This window comes from Pseudoalteromonas sp. MEBiC 03485 (genome assembly GCF_004195145.1).
Lineage (GTDB): Bacteria > Pseudomonadota > Gammaproteobacteria > Enterobacterales > Alteromonadaceae > Pseudoalteromonas > Pseudoalteromonas apostichopi.
The window spans coordinates 3,109,766-3,122,256 of record NZ_SGBT01000001.1; the positions used below are offsets into that span (position 1 = coordinate 3,109,766).

Genomic DNA, 12,491 nt, shown 5'->3' on the forward strand with positions numbered 1-12,491 from the left:
ATCTAGTCCCTCAACGATGCGTTAAATTGTTCGGCCAGTGCGGCCACCACATTATCAACTACTTGATTGATATCTTTCTCTTCGAGCGTTCTATCAACCGCTTGCAGTGTTAGAGCAATCGCCAAACTCTTATAATTTGGCTCAATACCTTTGCCCTTATACACATCGAATAAGTTTAGGTCAACCAATTGATTTCCGCCAACTTTTTCTATGACATTTAAAATATCGCCAGATTTTACGTGATCTTCCACTAAAATCGCGATATCACGGCGGTTTGACGGGAATTTCGAAACTGCCACTGCTTCTGGTAATTTTCTTTTTTCTAGTGCAGACATTTCGATTTCAAACACAAATGCTGTGTTATTGATATCTAGTGACTTTTGCACTTGTGGGTGCACTGCACCAAAAAAACCTACTTTTTTACCATCAACATAAATAACGGCTGATTGGCCTGGGTGTAAGCCATCAGACTGCTCTGCTTTTATCTCAAAACGTGATGAATCGTTACTAATTGCTAAAAGTGCTTCAACATCACCTTTTAAGTCATAGAAATCAACGCTACGCTTTTCTTGAACCCAATGTTCACCGTGTGCAAGACCAGAGATTACACCACCAATGACAGCAACTTGGTTTACACCGTTTTCAGCATTTTCCTCACGTAAGAATTTAAGGCCATGCTCAAATAAACGTACGCGTGGTTGCTGACGGTTTTGGTTGTAAACTAGTGACGCTAATAGACCCGGCATTAAGCTCACACGCATTGCTGACATTTCAACCGAAATTGGGTGTGGTAATACAAGCGCATCACTTTGCGGATGTAAAATTGCTTGTGCTTTTGGATCAACGAAGCTGTAAGTAATTGCTTCTTGGTAACCACGTGTTACAAGTGTATTGCGGAATTTAGTTACCGCAACATGAGACTCGTCATGGTTAGTCATTTTTAATTTAGCAGTTGGTGCAACGTTAGGAATGCTGTTATAGCCGTAAACACGCGCAACTTCTTCAATTAAATCTTCTTCAATACGAATATCAAAACGGTAACTCGGTACGTCAGCGCTCCATACACCATCAACAATTTTCACATCTAAACCTAAACGCGTTAGGATGTCAGTCACTTTTGCATCATCAATGTGGTGGCCAATTACACGGTCTAAACGCTCACGGCGTAAACGCACTTCTGTCACTTTTGGTAATTTATCAGTGGCTACTGCTTCAACTACAGGGCCAGCTTCACCGCCGACAATCTCAAGTAGTAATGCAGTCGCACGTTCCATAGCATCTTTTTGTAGTGCAAAATCAACACCACGCTCGTAGCGATGTGATGCATCAGTGTGTAAGCCGTAACTACGTGCTTGACCTGCAATAGCGACAGGGTTAAAGAATGCGCTTTCTAATAAGATGTCTGATGTTGCTTCAGTCACACCTGACTTTTCACCACCAAAAATACCTGCAATGGCAAGTGCTTTGTTGTGATCAGCAATCACAAGTGTAGACTCGTTAAGTTTTGCAGTGTTGCCATCTAGTAAAACTAACTCTTCACCCGCGTTTGCGCTACGTACTTTAATGCCACCTTCAATCGCATTTAAATCAAATGCATGCATTGGGTGACCAAGCTCTAGTAACACGTAGTTTGTAACATCAACTACCGGGTCAATTGAGCGAATGCCACTGCGACGAAGTTTTTCTACCATCCAAAGTGGTGTTTCTGCATCAAGGTTGATACCTTTGATTACACGACCTAAATAACGAGGACACGCTTCATCATTTACAAGCTCAATCGATACTTTGTCGTCAATCGTTGCAGCAACTGGTGTGATTTCAAGTGTATTTACATCAACACTGTTAAGTACGCCCACTTCACGCGCCAGACCTTTGATACCTAAACAATCACCACGATTTGGTGTTAAGTCAACATCAATAATGTTGTCGTCTAGGCTCAAGTATTCACGTAAATCAGTGCCGATTGGTGCATCACTTGGTAATTCCATGATGCCATCGCCTTCTTCGCTGATACCTAACTCAACGAATGCGCAAAGCATACCATGCGAAGGTTGACCACGAAGTTTGGCTTTTTTGATTTTAAAATCGCCTGGCAATACAGCGCCTACAGTAGCAACCGCTACTTTTAAACCTTGACGACAATTAGGTGCGCCACAAACGATATCAAGTAGCTCATCACCACCTACGTTTACTTTCGTCACACGTAACTTATCAGCATCAGGGTGTTGACCACATTCAACAACTTCACCTACAACAACGCCTGTAAACTCCGCAGCCGCTGGCTCAACACCATCAACTTCAAGACCAGCCATTGATAACTGTTCCGAAAGAGCCTGCGTGTCGATTGCTGGGTTAACCCACTCTCTTAACCACTTTTCACTAAATTTCATTTTATATCTTCACTCTTAACGGAACTGGTTTAGGAATTTTAAATCGTTTTCGAAAAATGCACGTAGGTCGTTTACGCCGTAGCGCAACATGGTTAAACGCTCAACACCCATACCGAATGCGAAGCCAGTGTATTTTTCTGGATCAATACCCACTGATTTAAGAACGTTAGGGTGAACCATGCCACAGCCTAATACCTCTAACCACTTGCCGTTTTTACCCATAACATCAACTTCAGCTGATGGCTCAGTAAATGGGAAGTAAGAAGGACGGAAACGAATTTCCATGTCTTCTTCAAAAAAGTTGCGTAAGAAGTCGTGCAGAATACCTTTTAACTCAGTGAAGCTTACATCTGTGTCAACCATTAAGCCTTCGACTTGATGGAACATTGGCGTGTGTGTTTGGTCATAATCATTACGGTAAACACGGCCTGGAGAGATGATACGCAGTGGTGGCTGTTCAGTTTCCATGGTACGAATTTGTACACCACTTGTCTGCGTACGTAACACAAGTTTTGGGTTGAAATAGAAAGTATCATGATCAGCACGCGCTGGATGGTGCTCAGGAATATTTAGCGCATCGAAGTTATGAAAATCATCTTCAACTTCAGGACCTGATTTAACCGCAAAACCTAACTCACCAAAAAAGCTTTCTATACGTTCAATTGTACGAGTTACTGGGTGTAAGCCACCTGTAGGCATAACACGACCCGGTAAAGTTACGTCGATCGTTTCTGCCGCTAGCTTCTCTTCAAGAGCCTTACTTGCTAGTAACTCACGCTTTTCGTTTATCGCTGTTTGTACTTCTTGTTTTGCTTGGTTAATCACTTGACCCGCTTCTTTACGCTCTTCAGGGGCAATCTTGCCAAGCGTTTTAAGTAAGTTGGTGATTTCACCTTTTTTACCAAGGTAATTAACCCTGATATCTTCTAATTGCGCGATTTCATTCGCACTGGCAACAGCCTCTAGTGCTTGCGCTAAAATATTTTCTAAGTTCATTGAGTACCTGGTCTTTCACAGAAGGATTTTTGTAATAGCTAATGATAACTGAAAGCAAGGACTAGATTCTAGCCCTACTAAAGCTTTAACGTTGATTTTATAAAAGGAATTGTTAATTTTCTTTGTGCAGCCATTGAGGCATGGTCAAGTTTATCTAAAACATCTAATAATGCGCGCATATCACGGCTTAATCGCGTTAATAAAAAGCGCGCACATTCTTCGGTAAGTTCAAGACCACGCATGTGAGCACGTCGAACTAAAGCTTCGGCTTTGTCATCATCACTCATTGAGCGAATTTGCAATGTCGTGCCCCATTTCAAACGAGATACTAAATCAGGTAAATTAATATGCAACATATCGGGTAATAAATCAGCTGTTACAACAAGGTATTTACCAGGCTCATTGAACCGATTGAAAAAGTTAAATAATCCCTTTTCCCATACATCATTTCCGGCCACCAGGTGCACATCATCAATACATAGCACATCAAGATTTTCGAGGCCTTCAAGTACAACAGGACCATAATCAATCACTTCACGCATCGAAAGCAGCATAGTTGATAAGCCACGCTCTTGTGCGTGAATACAGGTAGCATACAAAAGGTGTGACTTGCCAGAATCACCTAATCCACATAAGTAGGTATATTGAAATTTATTACTAAGCTTTGTAAACGCATCTTTAAGGTGACTAACTTCAAGAGAATTTTCGCCACCAAAATAAGAGGTAAATGTTTCATCATCAGGCAAAGTAACTGGCAATGCCATTTGCATTGGTTCTTGCACTGTGATTAAAGCCCCTTCCATTGATATTCAAGTTCGTCTTTGTTGACTACCTGATAAAAGTCACGAGGATCCTGATGGGCTTTAAAGGCAGTATCAAGCTCTAACGCTTTTCTGAAATCATTCATGCTGCCAGTATGATTTACTGTAAATTGCACTGCATCTGGAGTACGTACAGATATCACTGCTCGTGTAACAACACTTAAGCTTTCTAAGCGGCGTTTAGCGAATTCAATATCTACGAAGTTATTAATGCCTTTAAGATAAAAGGTAGCTGTAGCTATTTGGCCAATCATTGTAGGATCGATTGCATACTCTTGTGCTAAACCGCCCGCTAAACTGTCAATCATATCAGCAACAATTTGCTGCTTATCACCCATCAAACGATTAGTATCAAATAATTCTGCATTAGTAAAACGCCAATCAAGGATCCACGTTTCTGAATCAGCCTGTTGATACATTCTTGCGGTAATGCTGCGCTCTGCGCTGTAACGGCTGGAAGCTTGCTCGACGGGCTCAGAAAAGTTACCCCATACTTCAGGAATGCCAACGATAGCGCGGTCTTGCAAATCTAGTAATGGTACAACTACAGGTAAACCACGACGATCCGCTTTGTCATAAATAAGTTGCTCAAGCTGCGGATACGACTCTTGTGTAACTAGTTCACGACGCCAATTATCTTCAATCGCTAACCAAATAGCCACTAATGGACGACGCGTGCCCCACAATGGCAAGCCTAGATCTTTAAGCAATGCATTAATTTTGTTAGCTTCAAACTTAACAACCAGATTTAAACTACCATCTGCTTTTTCGTCATATTCAAATTTGAGCATATAATCTGAAATGTCGCGGATACGCTGTTTAGCTACAGAGTTTTGATCAGCGCTTGTATCACCACTCACTTTCACCAATACATTTAGCAGCGCTTCACGACTTGCTGCCAAACGAGCATCACGTGATTTGTCCGCAACTTTGAGGGTATCTTGATATAAATTAGTCACTTCAACTGCAAAGCTTGAAGCACTCGAAAAAAATAATAATAAACAAATAAGTAATCTAGACACAGGCCATTAGTTCTTGCTTTTAAACTGATTTGATCCTAAATCAAAGCCATAAACAAAGCAAAGTTAATTTAATGAACGGCAGATGAGCGAATTGGGAGTTGCAAGAATAAAGCTTTAAGTCTAATCGTAGCCATGCATGTTTTATTATGGGCTTAATTCAGCACTGACGTGCCTCCTACAAGGTTTTGTTGCTGAGGGAGCCTCCGCATTATACAACCCCACATTTCAGCTGACGGCTGAAAGCTGACAGCTCCAGACGCAAAAAAGCCCGACTCTTTCGAATCGGGCTTTCTTTAATTTGGAGCCTGGCAATGTCCTACTTTCACATGGCAAATGCCACACTATCATCGGCGCTGTTTCGTTTCACTACTGAGTTCGGCATGGGGTCAGGTGGGTCCAAAACGCTATTGTCACCAAGCAAATTTGGGTCGTTAATCGCCTTAGCAATCAACTAAAATTCGGAATTCTGATATCAAGTAAATGTCTACTTTAGTTTCTTAACTTCTGTCTGTTACGCTGTCATAAAACGCGTTTGGCGTTGTATGGTTAAGCCTCACGGGTAATTAGTACAGGTTAGCTTAATGGCTCGCACCACTTCCACATCCTGCCTATCAACGTTGTAGTCTTCAACGGCCCTTCAGAGACTTTAAAAGTCTAGTGAGAACTCATCTCGAGGCCTGCTTCGCGCTTAGATGCTTTCAGCGCTTATCAGTTCCGAACGTAGCTACCGGGCAGTGCCATTGGCATGACAACCCGAACACCAGCGGTTCGTTCACTCCGGTCCTCTCGTACTAGGAGCAACCCCTCTCAATTCTCAAACGCCCACGGCAGATAGGGACCGAACTGTCTCACGACGTTCTAAACCCAGCTCGCGTACCACTTTAAATGGCGAACAGCCATACCCTTGGGACCGACTTCAGCCCCAGGATGTGATGAGCCGACATCGAGGTGCCAAACACCGCCGTCGATATGAACTCTTGGGCGGTATCAGCCTGTTATCCCCGGAGTACCTTTTATCCGTTGAGCGATGGCCCTTCCATTCAGAACCACCGGATCACTATGACCTACTTTCGTACCTGCTCGACGTGTCTGTCTCGCAGTTAAGCTGGCTTCTACCATTACACTAACCGTACGATGTCCGACCGTACTTAGCCAACCTTCGTGCTCCTCCGTTACTCTTTGGGAGGAGACCGCCCCAGTCAAACTACCCACCAGGCACTGTCCGTAATCCCGATTAGGGACCAACGTTAGAACATCAAAACTACAAGGGTGGTATTTCAAGGACGGCTCCACAAAGACTAGCGTCTCTGCTTCAAAGCCTCCCACCTATCCTACACATGTAGGTTCAATGTTCAGTGCCAAGCTGTAGTAAAGGTTCACGGGGTCTTTCCGTCTAGCCGCGGGTACACAGCATCTTCACTGCGATTTCAATTTCACTGAGTCTCGGGTGGAGACAGCGTGGCCATGGTTACACCATTCGTGCAGGTCGGAACTTACCCGACAAGGAATTTCGCTACCTTAGGACCGTTATAGTTACGGCCGCCGTTTACCGGGGCTTCGATCAAGAGCTTCGTCCGAAAACTAACCCCATCAATTAACCTTCCGGCACCGGGCAGGTGTCACACCGTATACGTCATCTTGCGATTTTGCACAGTGCTGTGTTTTTAATAAACAGTCCCAGCCACCTGGTCACTGCGGCTCCCGTCCGCTTAGAGAGCAAGTCTCATCACAGATAGGAGCGTACCTTCTCCCGAAGTTACGGTACGATTTTGCCTAGTTCCTTCACCCGAGTTCTCTCAAGCGCCTTAGTATTCTCTACCTGACCACCTGTGTCGGTTTGGGGTACGATTCGGTATAATCTGAAGCTTAGAGGCTTTTCCTGGAAGTATGGCATCAACAACTTCACACCCGTAGGTGCTCGTCTCGTGTCTCAGTCTTAAGAGTCCGGATTTTCCTAAACTCTCAACCTACTCACTTTCACATGGACAACCAACGCCATGCTTGTTTAGCCTGCTCCGTCCCCCCATCGCAATTATACCAAGTACGGGAATATTAACCCGTTTCCCATCGACTACGCCTTTCGGCCTCGCCTTAGGGGTCGACTTACCCTACCCTGATTAACATGGGATAGGAACCCTTGGTCTTCCGGCGTGCGGGTTTTTCACCCGCATTATCGTTACTCATGTCAGCATTCGCACTTCTGATACCTCCAGCATACCTCCCGGTACACCTTCAACGGCTTACAGAACGCTCCCCTACCACTCAAACAAAGTTTGAATCCGCAGCTTCGGTGCATAGTTTAGCCCCGTTACATCTTCCGCGCAGACCGACTCGACCAGTGAGCTATTACGCTTTCTTTAAAGGATGGCTGCTTCTAAGCCAACCTCCTGGCTGTCTGGGCCTTTCCACATCGTTTCCCACTTAACTATGACTTTGGGACCTTAGCTGGCGGTCTGGGTTGTTTCCCTCTTCACGACGGACGTTAGCACCCGCCGTGTGTCTCCCGGATAGTACTTTACGGTATTCGGAGTTTGCAAAGGGTTGGTAAGTCGGGATGACCCCCTAGCCTTAACAGTGCTCTACCCCCGTAAGTATTCGTCCGAGGCTCTACCTAAATAGATTTCGGGGAGAACCAGCTATCTCCCGGTTTGATTAGCCTTTCACTCCTAGCCACAGGTCATCCCCTAACTTTTCAACGTTAGTGGGTTCGGTCCTCCAGTTGATGTTACTCAACCTTCAACCTGCCCATGGCTAGATCACCGGGTTTCGGGTCTATACCTTGCAACTAAACGCGCAGTTAACGCTCGCTTTCACTACGGCTACCCTAATCGGTTAACCTCGCTACAAAATATAAGTCGCTGACCCATTATACAAAAGGTACGCAGTCACCCTCGAAGGGCTCCTACTGCTTGTACGTACACGGTTTCAGGTTCTATTTCACTCCCCTCACAGGGGTTCTTTTCGCCTTTCCCTCACGGTACTGGTTCACTATCGGTCAGTTGGGAGTATTTAGCCTTAGATGATGGTCCACCTATATTCAGTCAAAGTTTCACGTGCTCCGACCTACTCGATTTCACTTAAGATGCATTTTCGTGTACGGGACTATCACCCTGTATCGTCAAACTTTCCAGAATGTTTCACTAACACATAATAAGCTTAAGGGCTGGTCCGGTTTCGCTCGCCGCTACTTCCGGAATCTCGGTTGATTTCTGTTCCTACGGGTACTTAGATGTTTCAGTTCTCCGCGTTCGCCTCGTTAACCTATGTATTCAGTTAACGATACCTGCAAGCAGGTGGGTTTCCCCATTCGGAAATCCTAGTCTCAAGCGCTTTTTACTAGCTTGACTAGGCTTATCGCAAGTTAATACGTCCTTCATCGCCTCCAACTGCCAAGGCATCCACCGTGTACGCTTAGTCACTTAACCATACAACCCAAACGGGTCTTTGTTAGTGACAGCTGTTAACTTCGCCAGAAGTTAATTCATCAAATAATGATGAGAATACTAAAGTAGATACCAATTAATCTTTCGATTAATGGCATATTTTTTACTTTTGAAAACTCTTTATAGATACAAGTATCTATAAGAATTTTAATATCAGCTTTCCAAATTTTTAAAGAGCATATTAATTAGTTAAACCAAGTGGTTTAGCTAACTAACAATCATCTGTGTGGACACTACGAACAAATAAGTTCTAAATCGTATAAGGAGGTGATCCAGCCCCAGGTTCCCCTAGGGCTACCTTGTTACGACTTCACCCCAGTCATGAATCACTCCGTGGTGAACGTCCTCCCGAAGGTTAGACTATCCACTTCTGGAGCAACCCACTCCCATGGTGTGACGGGCGGTGTGTACAAGGCCCGGGAACGTATTCACCGCATCATTCTGATATGCGATTACTAGCGATTCCGACTTCATGGAGTCGAGTTGCAGACTCCAATCCGGACTACGACGCACTTTAAGTGATTCGCTTACCCTCGCAGGTTCGCAGCACTCTGTATGCGCCATTGTAGCACGTGTGTAGCCCTACACGTAAGGGCCATGATGACTTGACGTCGTCCCCACCTTCCTCCGGTTTATCACCGGCAGTCTCCTTAGAGTTCCCGACCGAATCGCTGGCAACTAAGGATAGGGGTTGCGCTCGTTGCGGGACTTAACCCAACATCTCACAACACGAGCTGACGACAGCCATGCAGCACCTGTATCAGAGTTCCCGAAGGCACCAAACCATCTCTGGTAAGTTCTCTGTATGTCAAGTGTAGGTAAGGTTCTTCGCGTTGCATCGAATTAAACCACATGCTCCACCGCTTGTGCGGGCCCCCGTCAATTCATTTGAGTTTTAACCTTGCGGCCGTACTCCCCAGGCGGTCTACTTAATGCGTTAGCTTTGAAAAACAAGTCCGAAGACCCGAGCTTCTAGTAGACATCGTTTACGGCGTGGACTACCAGGGTATCTAATCCTGTTTGCTCCCCACGCTTTCGTACATGAGCGTCAGTGTTGACCCAGGTGGCTGCCTTCGCCATCGGTATTCCTTCAGATCTCTACGCATTTCACCGCTACACCTGAAATTCTACCACCCTCTATCACACTCTAGTTTGCCAGTTCGAAATGCAGTTCCCAGGTTGAGCCCGGGGCTTTCACATCTCGCTTAACAAACCGCCTGCGTACGCTTTACGCCCAGTAATTCCGATTAACGCTCGCACCCTCCGTATTACCGCGGCTGCTGGCACGGAGTTAGCCGGTGCTTCTTCTGTAAGTAACGTCACAGCTAAGTGCTATTAACACTTAACCTTTCCTCCTTACTGAAAGTGCTTTACAACCCGAAGGCCTTCTTCACACACGCGGCATGGCTGCATCAGGCTTGCGCCCATTGTGCAATATTCCCCACTGCTGCCTCCCGTAGGAGTCTGGGCCGTGTCTCAGTCCCAGTGTGGCTGATCATCCTCTCAAACCAGCTAGGGATCGTCGCCTTGGTGAGCCATTACCTCACCAACTAGCTAATCCCACTTGGGCTAATCTTATGGCGTGAGGCCCGAAGGTCCCCCACTTTGGTCCGTAGACATCATGCGGTATTAGCAGTCGTTTCCAACTGTTGTCCCCCACCATAAGGCATATTCCCAAGCATTACTCACCCGTCCGCCGCTCGACGCCAGAGGTGCAAGCACCTCTTCGTTTCCGCTCGACTTGCATGTGTTAGGCCTGCCGCCAGCGTTCAATCTGAGCCATGATCAAACTCTTCAATTAAAAGTTTTTTCTGTCCCGAAGGACATGCTCAATGAATTCTGAATTTTGATTCTTTCGAATCGAATTGACTGTGCTGAAACAAGTAAACTTGTTTCCGTTGGTCACTCAGTTCAATTGAGACTCTAAATTTGTTTGCGTCATCTAGCGAACTAGAATCGGCTGTTAGAACTCAATCTGTACGAGTGCCCACACAGATGATTGCTTTATATTGTTAAAGAACGTTGCGACGTTGTCGCTAGGGATGCGTATAATACATCCTTAATTTTTCGAGTCAACACTTAATTTTAAACTTTCTTTTTAGACCGTTTTAAACCGAAGTTTTACTTAACTCTCTGCCACGTTGTTCAGCGTCTTTCGTTGCTGCCCGCCGTGTCAGTGGGGTCGCATTATAGGGAGATGGATTTTTTACGCAAGCACTTTTTGCAGGTTTTTTTGCTTATTTTCAAATTAGCTAGATACCCACCAAATGCAAACAAGTTACTCACAAACAACTGTGGATAACTGACGTTTTTTAGCAGAATAACTAAACTCTCCTCACTTGTTATGGTAACTTGCGCCGCAGATTTTCCACTCGCTCACAAGGCAAGAAAAATGACAGACATTATAAATAGTATAAGTGGCCTCCTTTGGGGCCACATTCTGGTTTACCTCTTAATAGCTGCGGGGCTATTTTTTACACTTCGACTTGGTTTTATTCAATTCACGCAATTCCCGCATATGATCAAAGTTATGTTTCAGAGCCGACAAGGTTCTGGCGACGGCATTTCTTCATTCCAAGCATTTTGTACTTCATTAGCAGCTCGAGTGGGTACGGGTAATATGGCAGGTGTTGCCGTTGCACTTTATTTAGGTGGCGCAGGCGCAATTTTTTGGATGTGGCTTATTGCATTAATAGGTATGGCAACAAGTTTTGCTGAGAGTACCCTTGCCCAAGCATATAAAACGGTTGATGAAGAGGGCAACTTTCGTGGAGGTCCTGCTTATTATATGGAATATGGTTTGGGTAAACGTTGGATGGGAGTCATTTTCTCGCTTTGTCTCATTCTTGCTTTTGGTTTGGTATTTAATGCTGTTCAATCAAACTCTATAGCAGCTGCATTTAATGTCGCTTTTGGTATTCCAAACTATGTTGTTGGTATCGCCTTAGTATTAGGTTCTGGCATTATCATTTTCGGCGGCTTAAAAACCATTTCACGTTTTGCAGAAATGGTTGTGCCCTTTATGGCATTGGCGTATTTGTTAGTTGCACTTTATGTATGTGCCATGAACTACGATTTATTACCAAATGTATTTATGCATGTTATTAATAGTGCCTTTGGTATAGAGCAAGCAGGCGCTGGTGCTATTGGTTATGGTGTAATGCAGGCCATGATCCAGGGTATTAAACGTGGTTTGTTCTCTAATGAAGCCGGTATGGGTAGCGCTGCGAACGCTGCTGCAACGGCAACACCGAACCCACCGCATCCTGCCTCACAAGGTTATGTGCAAATGTTAGGTGTATTTGTAGATACAATAATTATCTGTACAGCAACTGCAGCCCTTATTTTATTATCACAACAGCTAATACCTGATTCAGGAGTAACAGGTATTGCGTTAACACAAGCTGCACTTGAAGAACATGTTGGTAGTTGGGGAGCAACGTTTGTTGCAATTGCCATTTTGTTTTTTGCATTTACATCTATTGTTGCTAATTATTCTTATGCCGAAACCAATTTATTGTTTTTAGAGCATAACCATGCATCGGGTATGTTGATCTTCCGATTACTAGTACTTGGTATGGTGATGTTTGGTGCTCTAGGCGAATTGCCACTAGTGTGGACCCTTGCAGATGTTTCAATGGGTTTAATGGCTATCGTTAACGTAATCGCTTTATTTATGTTATCGGGTGTCGTTATTTGGTTAGCGAAGGATTACAATACACAACGTAAAGAAGGTAAATTACCTACTTTTGATCCTTCGCAAAACAAAAAACTCGATCAAACCATTCCTAAAGGCGCGTGGCGCAAATAATCAAGTTT

General features: G+C 44.6%; 5 protein-coding genes and 3 rRNA genes. 1 reads left to right on the forward strand and 7 read right to left on the reverse strand.

From position 1 onward, the window contains the following. Nucleotides 1–2: 2 nt before the first annotated feature. From pheT to EVU92_RS14380, 7 genes are all read right to left on the reverse strand, one after another. Nucleotides 3–2,390: a phenylalanine--tRNA ligase subunit beta gene (pheT, locus tag EVU92_RS14350; protein ID WP_130051797.1), complete on the reverse strand. Its 2,388-nt coding sequence runs from the start codon at nucleotides 2,388–2,390 to the stop codon at nucleotides 3–5. Between the two features lie 15 nt (nucleotides 2,391–2,405). Then, entirely contained in the window at nucleotides 2,406–3,386 is a 981-nt protein-coding gene (pheS, locus tag EVU92_RS14355) for a phenylalanine--tRNA ligase subunit alpha (RefSeq protein ID WP_062568835.1), read from the reverse strand. A gap of 77 nt (nucleotides 3,387–3,463) precedes the next feature. Continuing rightward, complete coding sequence (gene hda / locus EVU92_RS14360; RefSeq protein WP_178927468.1) at nucleotides 3,464–4,174, reverse strand: DnaA regulatory inactivator Hda; 711 nt, start codon at nucleotides 4,172–4,174, stop codon at nucleotides 3,464–3,466. Further along, a complete protein-coding gene (locus EVU92_RS14365; RefSeq protein WP_130051798.1) occupies nucleotides 4,174–5,229 on the reverse strand; it encodes a DUF2066 domain-containing protein in 1,056 nt (351 codons plus the stop codon). Before EVU92_RS14365 ends, hda begins: the two co-directional genes overlap by 1 nt. A 303-nt stretch (nucleotides 5,230–5,532) precedes the next feature. Continuing rightward, a 5S ribosomal RNA gene (rrf, locus tag EVU92_RS14370) occupies nucleotides 5,533–5,647 on the reverse strand. Between the two features lie 124 nt (nucleotides 5,648–5,771). Continuing rightward, a 23S ribosomal RNA gene (locus EVU92_RS14375) occupies nucleotides 5,772–8,654 on the reverse strand. A 278-nt stretch (nucleotides 8,655–8,932) separates the two neighbouring features. Then, nucleotides 8,933–10,473 (reverse strand): 16S ribosomal RNA (locus EVU92_RS14380). The 16S, 23S and 5S rRNA genes sit together here, the layout of an rRNA operon. Nucleotides 10,474–11,064: 591 nt before the next feature. Here EVU92_RS14380 and EVU92_RS14385 point away from each other — a divergent pair. Beyond that, nucleotides 11,065–12,483, forward strand: a complete 1,419-nt coding sequence (locus EVU92_RS14385) for a sodium:alanine symporter family protein (RefSeq protein WP_130051799.1) — start codon at nucleotides 11,065–11,067, stop codon at nucleotides 12,481–12,483. The last annotated feature ends 8 nt before the right edge of the window (nucleotides 12,484–12,491 follow it).